Origin of the sequence: Polaribacter vadi (assembly GCF_018861005.1) — a bacterium.
GTDB classification, from domain to species: Bacteria; Bacteroidota; Bacteroidia; order Flavobacteriales; family Flavobacteriaceae; genus Polaribacter; species Polaribacter vadi_A.
In genome coordinates, this window is the sequence record NZ_JAHKQL010000002.1 from 217,289 (window position 1) to 232,275 (window position 14,987).

Below are 14,987 nucleotides of genomic sequence, written 5' to 3' on the forward strand. Positions count from 1 at the left end.
CTATTAGAAGTTCTATTTTAAGAATTAGAACTTATTTATAAAAATATTCGTAAACAACAGGTGGAGCACCTACATAACTTTCTTCCATTTTTATAGGATAGTTTTCAGAATTATAGGTAAAAGTTCTTTCTAATAAATTAGAATAACAAAGGGTACAACTTTTATCGACTAACAAAACTGGATTATTCTTTAAATATGGGAAATCGAATTGATCGAACCTAAAAAATATATCTATTCCTTGAAATGCTGAATCTGAAAAATATTCTATAAATTTTTGTATATAAGACGAATTAAATTGTTGATTAAAAGGATTAGGGTTAGCATCATACTCAACTTCATAATCTCTTATTAAGGTATTTGACTCATCAAAATCTTTAGCTCTAATAAGGTTTCCATTTGTATCATAATCAAATAATGAATAATTATCTTCACGTTCAATTTTGGTAACTAATCCATCTGAATTTGTTTCTAAAATTAAGGTAGTATTTTCTTCTTTATTGATAGTTCCTGTTATTGTAATTCTATCATCATAAGAAAGTGTGTAATCGTGTAAATAAGAATTTGTAGTTTTATAGGCTATAATTTTGCCATCTTCATTATATGTGTATTCATATTTTAGGCTATTACTATCGTTAACAACCTCATCTATGTTATTACCACAACTATAGCTAAATTTTCTATAAATACTATAATCAAAAGTATATTCATTTTTTTCTTCTAGTAAGTTATATTCATTGTACGAATATTCATAACTTCTTGTAGTAGGTAGGTTTCCTGGATGTGTTGTTTGTAATTTTTCTATAAATTTATCAACCTGAATAATACTATTACCAATTGTACAAACTTCATTTGTATCTGACTCTTCCTCAGAACAGGAAATAAAGAATAATAAGATGATAGCTTTTATTGTTATAAAAGATGCTTTTTTCATTTTTTTATTTATATGATTTAAGATTTAATCAAAATTAAACTTGTGTAGTTTATATATAGTTCTGTTTTTAAAATCCGAACTAAATTGAGGTTAGAATTACTGTAGTATTGAATTCAATTTCTTTATGAACCAAATTCTTAGTTCAATTTAAAAGTGTAATATTAATTGTGTTTTTATGTTTTAATATTTTTGAAATAATTAATGCCCACTGTAATTAAAATAATTAATAACAGAACAAAAAAGATGGTAGTTGCAAAACTTTTAATAATTGAAAAAATGTTAGTTGTGCTCACCAAAACTTCTGTTAAGTTTTGATAATTGTTTAGCATAATTATTATACCAAAATTTTCAAAATAATCTGCTATACCAGCTAAAAGAGGCAACAAACACAAATATTTATAAGTTGAGTTAAGTTTGTTTATTTTTTTAAGAAAGTATGCCATTATTAGACTATAAGAAACCCCAAAAAATAAAGGGTAAATCATATCAACAGGTATTTGATTGGTTAAATATATTTTTCTTCCTTTGGTTCCTAAAGTGTTTAATAAATTATTTACATAATCAAAGCTATATCCTGTTGGCATCATATCTAACAATTTCATTCCGTCAGAAAAAATCATTGTATTTGGTATTGTAACCATTAACATGAAAGCATAAATTAAGTTGGTCAGTATAAAAAGTAGCAAAACCTTTTTTCCTGATCCGTTTCTTTCAATAAATTTGGTTAATTGATTCATTTCTAAGTCTATTTAAAAGTTATACTCAATAATTAATGACTACTAATTAGTAGTTTTATTAAGACTTTTTCTATTAGGAAATGTTACATCAATTTAATTTTTAAAGTTTAATTTTTCTAACCGAAAATCAATAAACTAAAAAATAGTTGTTTGGAAATTAAAAGGGTTTTGTTTAAAAAAGTAAACTAATTTTTTAAAGTCTTTTTTAAGTAAGCATTTGGTGTTAAGCCTTCTATTTTTTTAAAAAAAGTATTAAAAACAGTTTTAGAGTTAAAACCACTATCGTAAGCAACTGCCATAATTGTAAGTCCTTTATTCTCTTCTAAAACTATACGTTGTTTAAATTCATTTACTCTATAAGTATTGGTGAATTCTGAGAAATTTTTCTGAAAACCAAGGTTTAATAATTGTGAAACATAATTTGAAGGAAGCTCTAAATAAGATGCAATATCTTTTAAAGACAAATCTGGATTTAAATACAATTTATAATCTATCATTATCTTTTTTAGCTCGTTTGCATATAAACTAACTTCCTCTTTATTTAATAAAGATTGCTTGTAATTTTTAGTGGTTTTATAATTTTTATTATCAGAAATAGCTTTTAGCATTATTTTTTTAAAACGAGGCTTATTTCTTAATGGTTTTATAATTGGCTCTGTATTTAACAATAAAATTAATGGCAAATGGTTTTTAAAAGCCTGCTCTATATAATCTAAAGCCTTTGTATAATTACCCAAAAGTACATTGGTAAGAATTAGAAAATTTAAAACTTTATCTATTTTTTCGGTTTGTAAAAACTGTTCTAATTCTATAATCTTTTTAGTATATTCTTCTTCATTCTTTAATACAGCATAACACATGGCTAAACCACCTAATTGTGTTAAATCTGTTACCTGAATATTTTCTAAACTTTCAAAGTATAAAATTGCTTGTTCTGGCTTACCTGTTAAAAATAAAATTTGACCTATATAAATATGTGGAAAAGGCAGCTTTTTATTCAATTCTAATGCCTTTTTAAAGTATCTATTTGCTTTGCTATAGTCTTCCTGCAAATAATATAAAAAACCTTTATAATCATGATTCATTGCTGCATAAGGATCTAATTCTAAAGCTTTATCTATATAATTATGAGCAGTATTTAATTTACCTTGAACCGTTAAATAATTAGAAAGTGTTAAATAAACTTCATCAGAAGGCTGAAGTTCTAAAGCTTTATTTGCGTGTTCAAAAGCCTTTTTTAAATCCCAATTTTGCCAACAAGCAATCCAAGATAAATTTAATTGAAATTTAGATGAATTTGGATTTAATTCTATTGCTTTTTGTAAAAAAGGTTGCGCTTTTTGAAAACCTTCAAAGGCAGAGATTAAACCCATAGCCCCCAGATACGTATAACCTTGGTTGATATCTAAATACGGATTTGGAAAATTAGGTTCATTTTTTATAATTTCTTCAAAAATTGAAATTGCCTTTAAGGTATTTTCGTAATCTAATTTCATTAAAAAATACCTTCCTTTTAAATATTCTTTGTAAATATTTACAGGAACATTTAGAGGAGTAACAAGTTTGTCTTCAATTTCTAAATGACCAATATGTTCTCTTAATTTTTCCGCTATAAAAAGACTTATTTCATCTTGAACTGCAAATACATCGTTAAAATTTCTATCAAAAGTTTCTGACCAAAAATGATAATCTTCTATTGCGTCTATCATCTGAACCGTAATTCTCATTTTATTGCCAGATAATCTTACACTACCTTCTATAAAAATTGAAATACCTAGTTTTTTTCTAACTTCTTTTGATGTTATTTTCTGATTCTTAAAGTAAAAAGACGAAGTTCTAGAAGTAACAGATAACTGTTTTATTTTTGCAAGTGCATTGATAATTTCTTCAGTTAAACCATCGCAAAAATACTCATTATCAATATTATTACTCATATTGATAAAAGGTAGAACTGCAATAGATTTTAAAGATTCTTTCATTATTTTTTTACAAAGCAATAAATATAGAAAATCGTTTTTTACAAAAAAGAAATAATTATGGTTAATTCTCAAAATTATCGATAACAAAAGAAAGTACATCATCTTTACCCAAAGCAAAATTAGACCATTTTGGGTACAATAAAATATCTGGTTGAATACCTTGTGTTATTTTTTCTGATAACCTAAATTTTCTTTTTGAATAAGTAATTACTAATTTAGAGTTTAGTAGGCTAAACTGCCCCATATCTTGATAACCTGTAGGATTAGAGCCTGTTGGTTGCCCTACAATTTTAGCATTTAGCATTTGTTTAAACAAGGCTGCATTACTTGTTCCTGCAGAAAAAGTAACATTAGATGTTAATACATAAACTCCATTTTTCCAGTCTACAGAATCTGCTAAATTAAGAGCATATGCCAAAATTACACCAATATACAAATCACCTCCACCATTTTTACGTAGATCAATTACAATGTTTTTAGTATTATTTTCAGCTATATATTTCACTAAATTTTCCCCAAAAATTTGCATATCGTTAAAGCTAGGATAGCTTTCGAAATTTATATAAATCGCATTTTTATTTTTGATAGAAGAAAACCATAAAAAGTCGAATTTAGAATTTTTAGGCTTGGTTATTTCTGGCACACCAACTTTAAATGTTACATAATTTAACTGCTGTAATTCATTGTTTTTAAATGCTGAAAGTTCTACTTCAATTTCATTATTATCATCATCTAAAAAAGTAAAAAGTGCCGTTTTTTTATTTTTGATGATATTTAAATGATACAACAATTCACTTATATTTAAATTACTTGCAGTTCGTACAGTTTGTGAATGCTCATTTTCTACAAATTGTGCCACTTGTGAAACCTTAGCTATTACTTCTGAAATCGGAACACCATCAACTTTAATTAAAGACGTTTTTAAAATATTTTCTTTGGACGAAAGTGTTTTTACAACTCGCCATTTATTTTCTATACGTTGAACATCAAAAGGAAATTGATGAACATTTAAATTTCTTAACGAAACTGCTGTATGCCCATCTCCTATTTTTTTGGTTAATTTCATTAACTCAATAATTGTCTTAAAATCATCTTCTGATTTCGCAATATTTTGAATTCTTTCTACCGATTTTTGAAAACCTTGTTTACTTATTTTATGATAAAGATCGATATGTTTTGCTTCAAGTTGACTGCTATATGTTTTTAAATCTGCTTGCCAATTTGTTTTTTGAGCGTTAATGGTTTGAAAAAAGACACTAAAACATATCAAAAAATAAATCTTAGTGATTTTATGGTTTTTCATGAGTTATAAGTTTAAAAAATTAGACTGCATTAAAAAAGTAATTCATTTATTTAGAGGTTTCTTCTAAGATATTTGCCATTAACTTAATTGTATTCTGCACTGCTTCTACTTGATTTAAAGTGCCTGATAAGTAGACATCTAAATTAGGGCAATAATATAAAAAAGAGCCTGTACTACCTGAATGACCTATTAATTCTAATTTTGGTAATTGCGGACTCAATTCGTGCAAAACAATTTTTCTTAAACCAAAACCATAATACATTCCTTGGGTTTCTGCTATCCATTTTTGCATTGATTTTAAGGTTTCTGGTTCTAAAATTTTATTATTAAATAATGCTTTTTGAAAAGCAATTAAATCTGAAGCTGTAGAAACTACTCCACCTCCAGCCCAATCTGCAGATAAACTTTTAAAACTAGAAATCTCTGCATCACCTACATAAATATCAGCCATCTTATTGGTGCTTTTTTTTGATTCTGATTTTAAATTAAAATAAGAATGATTCATATGCAAAGGCTTAAAAATATTTTGTTTAATAAAATTATGGAGCTCCATTCCACTAACTTTTTCAATGATTAAACCTAAAAGCACATATTCTGTATCTGTATAATGATAGCCTTTACCAGGTGCAAATAATGGTTTCATTTTTTGTTTGGTAAACTGTATACATTCAATTGGAGTCCATATTTTATCTGGCTTTAAAAAAAGCTGATTGATTACATTTGGAGAACCATCAATTGTTACATCTTCAAAATAATCTGGCAAACCAGAAGTATGTTGTAAAAGATTTTCTATGGTAATTTCATTAGAATAATCTTTACCTCCTAAAATGTGTAATTTGCTTAAAATATCCGCAGAAAGAAACTTACTTATTTTGTCTTTAAACGATAATTTGTTTTTATCCTTTAAAATTGCAATACTAGTTGCTGTAAATGTTTTACCAATACTTGCTGTATAAAAAGGATTCTTTTTTGATAATGGATCTCCGTTTACAAAATTGCCTTTTGCTAAATCTATATTTAGATTTTTAGAAGCAGAATACACTTTTAAAAATGCATTATGAATTTGATTTCTGGCTAATTCTTTATTAAAAATATTTGTAATATTTACTTCAATATTTTCTTGTGCAGTTAGTAGAACTGAATTTAATAAAATCGCTAAAATTAAGACTAAGTTATTCATCTTTCAGTATTTGTGTTCTCTAAAATAAAATTAATTACAATTTTATGCTCTTTTTTAGACAAAATATGTTTGGCGTTTTTTAAAAAGACTACTCCTTGCAAAGAATGATACATTTTTTTTGCATTTTCGATCAATGCTTTACCTTTATAAATTACACCATCTTCTGATGCAATTATGTATAATGGTGTTTGTATTGACATTGCTTCTTGTTCAGAAATTAATGGAAAATTATATGCATCAATATCTGTTATTTTTATTTTTTCTGATAAATATTTTAATGACAAAACATCTTTTTTGGGATATAGTTTATTGTAAATTTTTAATAAATATTTCTGATCATTAAATTTTTTAAATAATATAGATGGCAATAATATGTGTGTAGCTGTCTTAAAAAAATTCCATTTTACAACACCTGTTGGGTTTATAAAAAACGCTTTTTTAAATCTTTTAGAATTTGTTACTAAACCTTTAAAACCAATAAAACCACCTAAAGAAATACCTACTAAATAAGCATTATACACTTGCAAACAAGATATAACCTCATAAAACCATTTGCTATGATCTTTTTCTGTAGGATTTAAATAATACTCATCACTTAAATTAGGCTCACCTAAAACATCTATTGCATAAATTTTAAAATATTTTTCTAACCCTTTTAAAGTTTCTATGGCAAATGGTGCACAACCCAAAAAGCCGTGCACCAATATTAATTGTGGTTTTTTATTGTTTTCTAAAATAATAACATTTGTATCTCCAAAAGATGTTTCTACAGTTTGTAGTTCAAATGCCAAACCTAAATTATCTAATTTTTGATAATATAAATTTAAAATCTGTGCTTTATCTGTATTTTTTATTTTGGATTTCATACTGTTCTTAAAACCAGTTAAACCCTACACTTAACCCAAATGATGCTGCATCTCTATGTTGATTGTTGTCTAAGTTAACACTACCTAATAATACTTTACTTTGAATATTCATTGCAAAGTTTTCTTTCTGATAAAACTCATAACCAACACCAAATGACACCATTTTACCAAAGTCCCAATTATCATTTGCATCATTAACATCATACAAAGCAGGCGAATCTATTGCCAAACCAACACTACCATTTATCCACCATTTGTTAGAAACCCAATATTGTACACCAGGTAAAATTCCACCAAAATGTCTATCATTTCCTTCAAAACTATAAATATTACCAGGCAAAGAAGCAGTAATTGCTAAATTTTCTTTTACCATATACCCTACTTTTAAATCTGGGAAAATCGAAGTTCCTTGAGATTTATCAAAAGTTTGAGTGCCTTCGCTATTTTCTAAGCTAATTACTCCACCTCCAATTCCGAATTCGAAAATAAATTTTTCTCTATTTGGTTTATCTTGTGCATTTTGCTCTAGTGATAAAAAAGAGATTAATACGAATGCAATTAACGTTAATTTGTTCATCATTTTTTTACTTGTCATTTTTGTTTTCATTTTTATTTGTTTGTTTGTATTAAAATTTTATACTGCAAAGATGCAGTTGATTTAAAAGTGAATCGTTCTGATTTATAATTCAGTACTTATTGTTTTAAAATTGATAGGTAAAGAATTACGACTATAGATATAATTTTGTTACTTTTTTAAGTAGAAATATTTAAGAGGATTGTTTAAAAAAATTGATTAATCTATGCTTACCATATTTTGGTGCGATATTGTCTTCTGCCATAAGTGTTAAGAAAAACTCTATAGGTCCATAGGTTTTTACATTGGTGAATTTTCTTAAACTCCAGATTATAAATTTTCTAAATCCGTCTGGCAGATGAGTAACTTTTACAGGTTTATTTAAAGTCTGTAGAGCCATTTTGCTAATTTCATTTAGGCTCAAAATATCTGGCCCACCAACAGAAACCTCTTTAACATTTGTATCTAATAACTCATAAATAAAATTGGCTAAATCCTCACCAGAAATTGGGTTAAACTTTTGATTTCCATCACCAAATAAATAAACTCTACCAGATTTAGCCATTTGCAGAAAGTCTTTCATATCAGAAAAAAAACCATTAGGTCTTACAATTGTATAGTGAAAGCCTGATGCTTTTAATTCTGAAACAAACTTTTCTTTGGCTTCGAATATTTTTAGATGTTCGTATTTATCACCATTAATTGCAGAAACATAAATAAAATGTTTTACCTCTGCTTTTATGGCTTCTTGTAAAAGGTTTAAATTGGCTTTATAATCTACATCCATGTATGTTAAACCATCTTTTTGCCTTGTAATACCCACTGTAGAAATTACAATGTCTATTCCTTTACAAACATCAAACAAAGTTTCTGGTTTGGTAACTTCAGCAATCTTAATATCTATATGTGAATCAGAAAATACTTGTAATTTTTTTGTACTTCTTGTAACTACTCTTGTTTGCTCTTTATTCTTATCTAAAACGTTAAGAATATGATTGCCTAAATAACCTGTTGCACCAGCAATTAATATCTTTCTATCATCAATATTTTTCATAAATATCTCTTTAATTTGAGGGTATTTATCAAACTAAAATACTCTCAAAATTTTTAATTATTAGAAATATATTCTTCAATTGCATTAGTAACAAGCGTTTTAACTACTTCCCATTTTTCAGAATTTCCTGTAAAAGTTCCATCCATATTAGATATAATAAAGAAACCTGCAGAACCATCTTTTTTTAATTGTATTTGAGATGAAATACCTAAACTATTACCTCCATGCATTAAATAACCGTTATTCATATACCAGAATAAACCGTGATTTTCTGCAAATTCTGTAGGCACAATTCCGTTTTGTAATTGTTCAGAAAATAATAAGTCATAATATTGATTTGAAAATAAAGTAGTAGATTCTCCTCTTGCTCCACGCATCATATCTAATAAATATTTACTCATATCATTACTGTTGCTATACAAACCACCTTCTACATAACCGTGATTTGCGTAATTTGGAAATGGTGTATTTACATCATAATATAAAGTTGCCATATTCTGAAAATCTACTTGATCAATATTAAAAGTAGAATTGTTCATTTGTAACGGATTTAATATATAATTAGCCACATATTCATCAAAAGAAACACCAGAGACAAACTCAATTATATAGCCTAATAACGAAGATGCATCATTAGAATAAGCCCAGGTTTCACCTGGTTCTGTGTCTAAATAATTATCTAAATTGTATAAATCTCCATCTTCATCAAAAATCTCTACTAAATATTCATCTAAATCTACTTGCTCCATTTGTTGAATGCCCAATTCATTTACCAAAATATTACCAATTGTTGTATTTACATCTTCATCCTTTAAAATGAAATAATTACTGCTGATGTAAGTGTCTGGAACATCAACAATACCAGAAGTATGCGTAACCAAATGTTTAATTTTTATGACTCCATTTGGGTTTTTAGGATTAATAATATCAATAGGTAAAAGATCATTAATATTTGTCTCTAAAGTAAAATGACCTTGCTCAATTGCTTTTGCTGTAGCTGCCCCTAAAAATGTTTTACTTATTGATGCTAAGTTATTTACTGTTTGATTGGTGTAAGGAGTTTGATTAGCAATATTTGCATAACCAAACGATTCTTGAAAAGCAATATTACTACCTAAACTTACATTTACTGTAAAGCCAGGAACTCCTTTTGTTTCAATAAGACTCTCTAAATATTCAGATAAATCTGCATTTGTTTTAATACCATCTAAAGATGGATTTTCGATGTTCTTATCATTTGTACAAGACATCATTAAAGTTGTGATTGATAATATTAGTATTATCGTAAAATAGCTAAGTGTTTTCATAATGGTATTTTTAATTTATTTAAAATTTGATGCTGCAAAATTGAAGTTAATGCGAGTGCCAATCGTTCGAAATTATAATTCAGAACATCTTTAAAATTTATTTTATACCAATTTGGCTGAAATAAAAAACACGAAACATAAACTAGTTATGTTTCGTGCTCTAAATATTTAAGAAGTGTTTTTTTTAATTAAGTATTCTGAGACTTTACCCAATGGCTTGGAGTAATGCCTTCTATTTTTTTAAAGTAAGTATTAAACACACTTTTAGAGTTAAAACCACTATCATAAGCCAAACCTAAAATAGTAATGTGTTTAAATTTTGGGTTTAATGCTATGCTTTTAAAATGGTTTAATCGATATTTATTCATAAACTCGTTAAAGTTTATTCCCATAATTTCATTGATTAAAAAAGATAATTTATTAGGATGAACATCAACTTCATCTGCTAAAATATTTAAACTCAACTGAGAATTTAAATACGGTTCATTCTCTTTAAAATAGTCTAAAAGTTTTTCTTTAAAACTTTCTTGTTCTTCTTTATCAACTATAGCTTTAGAACTCTTTTTGGTTTTTACATCTAAAGTAATATCTTCTTTAAAAAGATTTGTTTGGTGTAAATTCTTGAATTCTGTATTTGTTTTTAACTTTTCTAATAAAGGATCGAATCTGTAATTTATTATTTGACCTCGTTTTTGATCTATGTATTTTTTTAGCAAATTAAAAGCAATTTCTTGGTGCTTAGTATTGGCTAAAATAAATAATTGTAAAGGTGCTAATTGCGTGTCTTCTTTCTCTGCATTTACCCACTTTTCAATTTGATAATTAGGTATTTCTGATATACCTTCGTTAGCAACACTGTACAATAAATTATATAAGTCTATTGTTTTCTGGTTTTTTACAGCATCGTTAAACTCCTCTTTTCTGTTTAACCATATTAAACATAAAGCATGTAAATGATTGGCTAATTCTAAATCTGGTCCAAAACTTATTGCTTTTCTTATATAATTTAAAGCAGTTTCAAAATCTTTTTTATAATAATAAATGTGTGCAAGCGTGTATAAATTATTTGCTGATAATGGATCTATTTCTAACAACCTTTTTGCATAAATAATTGCTTGTTTAAAAAAACCGTGAGCAATGAATAATTCAGCCATAGCTTCTAAACCATCTGTATAGTTAGGGTTAAATTCTAAAACTTTTTTAATATGAATATAAGCTGTTTTAAAATCCCACTCTCCCCACAAACTTCTACCCACAAAAGATTGAGGGTATTCTGGCAATTGTGTATCTATTTCTTTTGCTTTTAAAAAATATCCTATAGCTTTTTCTATACCTTCTTGATAAGGCATAAAGCCCCAAGCAGCTAATAAACCATAACATTGCAGATTTGCGTAATATGCTTTTGCATAATTTTTATCAGCAGCAATTGCACTATCGTAAAATTCTATTGCAGTACGCATAGATTGTGGTGTCCATTGTAATTGAGAATAACGTCCTTTTAAGAAAAGTTCGTAAGCATCTACACTATCTGTTGGTTTTTTTACTAAATGTTCTTGAATATCAAAATGCCCGAAATTATTACGAACTTCATTAGCAATTAATAAACTGATTTCATCTTGTAATTTAAATATATCTACAAGTTCTTTATCAAAATTTTTAGACCAATAATGGCTACCATCTTTGGTATCTATTAATTGTGCAGTTATTCTAACTCTATTATTTGCTTTTCTAACACTACCTTCTAATAAAGTGGAAACACTTAATTGTTTACCTACTTTTCTTACATCAATATTTTTACCTTTAAATGCAAAAGAAGATGTTCTTGCTATTACTTTTAGGTTTTGTATTTTAGTTAAAGCGTTTATAATTTCTTCAGTAATACCATCACTAAAGTATTCATTATCTGAATCGTTACTTAAATTAACGAAAGGTAAAACTGCTATGGATTTATTATTTTTCATTTGCAATTACTTAATTATAAATAAGAAGCCAAAAGCTTAACGCAAGATATACTTTTTTAAAAAGATAGAGATTTGATTTTGATTATTTAAACTCGATTTATAATTTATTACGAAATTAAAATCAATTGAATTTCTTGGTATTAAATTCACTTCTATTACTTTTTTTGAACTCCGACAATATTAATAGTATTTGATTTTCCTTTTAAAACGATATTATCCATTCGTTTTAAAACAAAACTGTTTGACTCTAAGTTTTTTGCAATTAAATCGGATACCAATAAATCCATTTTAAATTCATTGCATAAATTTTGAATTCGAGCAGTTGTATTTAAAACATCGCCAGTAAAAAAGATTTCTTTTTTTAGAGCACCAATTTCTCCTACAGTAACTTCTCCTTTATGAACAGCAGCTTTAAACTCAGGAAAAACGTTATATTCTTTTAAATATTTGTCTTTTTTTTCTGATAATTTTTTCTTCATATCAAAAAAACAATTTACACTTTGCACTTCAGAATTAGCATTCTTGTTTTGCCAAGAAATTACAATTTCATCTCCTATATATTGATATACTTCTCCATTATAATTTAAAATAGATTCTGACAAATCATTATAATAAGACCTTAAAAAGTTAAAGTATTTTACATTACCTAATGTTTCTGCAATTCGAGTAGAATCTTTCATATCAGTAAACATAAAAGTTCGGTTTTCTACAACTGGCTTATGATATTTACCAATAAAAAAGTTTAATAACACATTCTGACCAAGGTTGTCGCTAATTTCTGCATATAATAAAGATACAAGCATAGAAAATGCCAATTGAATGCTAGTACTAATGTTGGTAATGCTAAAAAAGAAGAGTTTATACCTTTCAAAAACAGCTAAACTAAACACCGATTTTTGCATTTCTATACTTGCTGCTAGCAGATAAAACACAAACGTTAAAAGATTCATCAACACCACATAAATTATAAATTTTCCAATTAATTTTGATGGAAAACTTTTTTTAACGAAAAATTTATTGATTAATCTTACTTCTAAAAACCCGACAAAACATCCAATAAAAAATATACTAATACTTGCAAAAAGTACAATTTTAGGAGTGATATAAATTGCTGATTTAGAGATTTCTTGGTTTATTGTAGTATTTATAGATGCATACTCAATCCATAAAAACAACAAACCTAATAGCAACCAAATGATACCAAAAGGAAGAATTTTTAAAAAAATTCTTTTGTATTTCATGGTTATAATTGACATCTGTAAAACTGATTTATCACAAATGTACAAAAGGATTATTTTGCATCAACTTCTATCATTATTTAATAAGTAATAAAATTCATATCAAATAAAAAATAATACTTATTCCCAAAAATTAGTATTAAAATAACTGTAATTTTTACAACCAAAAAATGATGTTATTCATGAAAATCAATAATTTTATAAAAAGACAATTTCAATATTTTAAAAACACTAAAAAACCGTAGTTTGAACTACTTTTAGCTAATTAATTTTTAAAACCTTTATATCAAAGGGATACAAAAAAATTCAGTCTCACTAATTTTTATGATTTAATAAACTTTATGTTTTTACGAAAAAGTAAAAACCCTTTAAAACATAGTTTTAAAGGGTTTGAATGATTAATTAAAATCTATCAGCGGAGAAAGAGGGATTCGAACCCCCGGACCTGTTACAGTCAACAGTTTTCAAGACTGCCGCATTCGACCACTCTGCCATTTCTCCAAGAGTCTCATCAGGTATTTCCTGAATGCGGATGCAAATATATAAACCTTTTTTATTTTGTGAAACAAAAAAAACAAATAATTTTTATTTTTTTTGAATATCTTAAAATTATAATTTTATATCACTAAAAGTCAGCAGTTAAAGTTATTTAATAGATTTTAGAAATCATTAGAACAAGATTTAACTTTCAAAAACTATAAAGTACTTTCATTATATTTGTAGAAAATTATAATTTTTAATTATGTCGTTTAACTCTTTTGGAAATTTATTAAAAGTAACAACTTACGGAGAATCTCATGGAACCGCTATTGGTGGTATTATAGATGGTTTTCCTGCTGGTTTAGAAGTTGATTTCGAAGCTATTCAAGATGAACTAAATAGACGTAAACCTGGACAATCTAAAATTGTTACCCAACGTAAAGAACCAGATACTGTAGAATTTTTATCTGGAATTTTTGAAGGTAAAACTACTGGAACTTCAATTGGTTTTGTAATTAAAAATACTAATCAAAAAAGTAAAGATTATAATCATAATACAAATGTATATAGACCTTCGCACGCAGATTATACTTACGACCAAAAGTATGGTTTAAGAGATTATAGAGGTGGTGGAAGAAGTTCTGCTCGTGAAACAGCAAACTGGGTGGTTGCTGGTGCTTTAGCTAAACAATTAGTTTCTAGCATTAAAATAAATGCGTTTACTTCTTCTGTAGGTGATATTTTTATGGAAAAACCATATCAAGAGGTAGATTTTTCTAAAACAGAAAGTAATATTGTTCGTTGTCCTGATGAAACATCCGCAGAAAAAATGATTGACAAAATTAAAGAAATCAGAAAAGCTGGAGATACTATTGGAGGAACTATTACCTGCGTTGCCCAAAATGTGCCAGTTGGTTTGGGTGAACCCATTTTTCATAAATTACATGCTCAATTAGGTAGTGCAATGTTATCTATAAATGCTGTAAAAGGTTTTGAGTTTGGTAGCGGATTTTGTGGTGCAAAAATGAAAGGTTCTGAGCATAATGACATTTTTAACGCAGATGGTTCTACAAAATCTAACTTATCTGGCGGAATACAAGGTGGAATTTCTAATGGAATGGATATTTATTTTAGAGTAGCTTTTAAGCCAGTTGCTACTATTATGAGCAGTCAACAAACCATTAATTCTGAAAATGAAGTTACAGAAATTACTGGTAAAGGAAGACATGATCCTTGTGTTGTGCCTAGAGCTGTACCTATTGTAGAAGCTTTAACTGCTTTGGTTTTAGCAGATTTTATGTTGCTAAACAGAACTAGAACGGTTTAATTTATTATTTATAAATTAAAAAGCCTTGTAAAATACATTTGCAAGGCTTT

12 protein-coding genes and 1 tRNA gene are annotated in these 14,987 nt (G+C 27.0%); 1 reads left to right on the top strand and 12 read right to left on the bottom strand.

Going from position 1 to position 14,987, the window contains the following annotated elements; all coding sequences use genetic code 11:
* Positions 1 to 31: 31 nt before the first annotated feature.
* The 12 genes from KO506_RS01770 to KO506_RS01825 form a co-directional block, all read right to left on the bottom strand.
* Positions 32 to 931: a hypothetical protein gene (locus KO506_RS01770; protein ID WP_215993189.1), complete on the bottom strand. Its 900-nt coding sequence runs from the start codon at positions 929 to 931 to the stop codon at positions 32 to 34.
* Between the two features lie 173 nt (positions 932 to 1,104).
* Complete coding sequence (locus KO506_RS01775) at positions 1,105 to 1,668, bottom strand: hypothetical protein (RefSeq protein ID WP_215993190.1); 564 nt, start codon at positions 1,666 to 1,668, stop codon at positions 1,105 to 1,107.
* 185 nt (positions 1,669 to 1,853) lie between these two features.
* On the bottom strand, positions 1,854 to 3,647 hold the full coding sequence (locus KO506_RS01780) for a helix-turn-helix domain-containing protein (protein WP_215993191.1): 1,794 nt from the start codon (positions 3,645 to 3,647) through the stop codon (positions 1,854 to 1,856).
* A 61-nt stretch (positions 3,648 to 3,708) separates the two neighbouring features.
* Entirely contained in the window at positions 3,709 to 4,950 is a 1,242-nt protein-coding gene (locus KO506_RS01785; RefSeq protein WP_215993192.1) for a S41 family peptidase, read from the bottom strand.
* 46 nt (positions 4,951 to 4,996) lie between these two features.
* On the bottom strand, positions 4,997 to 6,130 hold the full coding sequence (locus tag KO506_RS01790; RefSeq protein WP_215993193.1) for a serine hydrolase domain-containing protein: 1,134 nt from the start codon (positions 6,128 to 6,130) through the stop codon (positions 4,997 to 4,999).
* Positions 6,127 to 6,996, bottom strand: coding sequence for an alpha/beta fold hydrolase (locus KO506_RS01795; RefSeq protein ID WP_215993194.1), 870 nt, complete (start codon positions 6,994 to 6,996; stop codon positions 6,127 to 6,129). The genes KO506_RS01790 and KO506_RS01795 overlap by 4 nt, the downstream gene beginning before the upstream one ends.
* Positions 6,997 to 7,003: 7 nt before the next feature.
* Positions 7,004 to 7,603 (bottom strand): hypothetical protein, encoded by a 600-nt coding sequence (locus KO506_RS01800; RefSeq protein ID WP_215993195.1) that lies wholly within the window; start codon positions 7,601 to 7,603, stop codon positions 7,004 to 7,006.
* 160 nt (positions 7,604 to 7,763) lie between these two features.
* Entirely contained in the window at positions 7,764 to 8,624 is an 861-nt protein-coding gene (locus KO506_RS01805; protein ID WP_215993196.1) for an SDR family oxidoreductase, read from the bottom strand.
* Positions 8,625 to 8,677: 53 nt separating this feature from the next.
* The gene (locus KO506_RS01810) at positions 8,678 to 9,931 is read right to left on the bottom strand and encodes a serine hydrolase domain-containing protein (protein WP_215993197.1); all 1,254 of its coding nucleotides are present in this window, start codon (positions 9,929 to 9,931) and stop codon (positions 8,678 to 8,680) included.
* Positions 9,932 to 10,119: 188 nt separating this feature from the next.
* Positions 10,120 to 11,892 carry a helix-turn-helix domain-containing protein gene (locus KO506_RS01815; RefSeq protein WP_215993198.1) on the bottom strand — a complete coding sequence of 591 codons (1,773 nt, stop codon included), beginning with the start codon at positions 11,890 to 11,892 and terminating at the stop codon, positions 10,120 to 10,122.
* Between the two features lie 155 nt (positions 11,893 to 12,047).
* Positions 12,048 to 13,133 (bottom strand): adenylate/guanylate cyclase domain-containing protein, encoded by a 1,086-nt coding sequence (locus tag KO506_RS01820; RefSeq protein WP_215993199.1) that lies wholly within the window; start codon positions 13,131 to 13,133, stop codon positions 12,048 to 12,050.
* 413 nt (positions 13,134 to 13,546) lie between these two features.
* Positions 13,547 to 13,631 (bottom strand) — tRNA-Ser (locus KO506_RS01825).
* A gap of 241 nt (positions 13,632 to 13,872) precedes the next feature.
* Between KO506_RS01825 and aroC the strand changes: the two genes are divergently transcribed.
* The gene (aroC, locus tag KO506_RS01830) at positions 13,873 to 14,937 is read left to right on the top strand and encodes a chorismate synthase (protein ID WP_215993200.1); all 1,065 of its coding nucleotides are present in this window, start codon (positions 13,873 to 13,875) and stop codon (positions 14,935 to 14,937) included.
* The last annotated feature ends 50 nt before the right edge of the window (positions 14,938 to 14,987 follow it).

Bases quoted from the DNA above. Each gene is read 5' to 3' on its own strand.
- KO506_RS01770 (WP_215993189.1), bottom strand. From the start codon at position 931: ATGAAAAAAGCATCTTTTATAACAATAAAAGCTATCATCTTATTATTC.
- KO506_RS01775 (WP_215993190.1), bottom strand. From the start codon at position 1,668: ATGAATCAATTAACCAAATTTATTGAAAGAAACGGATCAGGAAAAAAG.
- KO506_RS01780 (WP_215993191.1), bottom strand. From the start codon at position 3,647: ATGAAAGAATCTTTAAAATCTATTGCAGTTCTACCTTTTATCAATATG.
- KO506_RS01785 (WP_215993192.1), bottom strand. From the start codon at position 4,950: ATGAAAAACCATAAAATCACTAAGATTTATTTTTTGATATGTTTTAGT.
- KO506_RS01790 (WP_215993193.1), bottom strand. From the start codon at position 6,130: ATGAATAACTTAGTCTTAATTTTAGCGATTTTATTAAATTCAGTTCTA.
- KO506_RS01795 (WP_215993194.1), bottom strand. From the start codon at position 6,996: ATGAAATCCAAAATAAAAAATACAGATAAAGCACAGATTTTAAATTTA.
- KO506_RS01800 (WP_215993195.1), bottom strand. From the start codon at position 7,603: ATGAAAACAAAAATGACAAGTAAAAAAATGATGAACAAATTAACGTTA.
- KO506_RS01805 (WP_215993196.1), bottom strand. From the start codon at position 8,624: ATGAAAAATATTGATGATAGAAAGATATTAATTGCTGGTGCAACAGGT.
- KO506_RS01810 (WP_215993197.1), bottom strand. From the start codon at position 9,931: ATGAAAACACTTAGCTATTTTACGATAATACTAATATTATCAATCACA.
- KO506_RS01815 (WP_215993198.1), bottom strand. From the start codon at position 11,892: ATGAAAAATAATAAATCCATAGCAGTTTTACCTTTCGTTAATTTAAGT.
- KO506_RS01820 (WP_215993199.1), bottom strand. From the start codon at position 13,133: ATGAAATACAAAAGAATTTTTTTAAAAATTCTTCCTTTTGGTATCATT.
- aroC (WP_215993200.1), top strand. From the start codon at position 13,873: ATGTCGTTTAACTCTTTTGGAAATTTATTAAAAGTAACAACTTACGGA.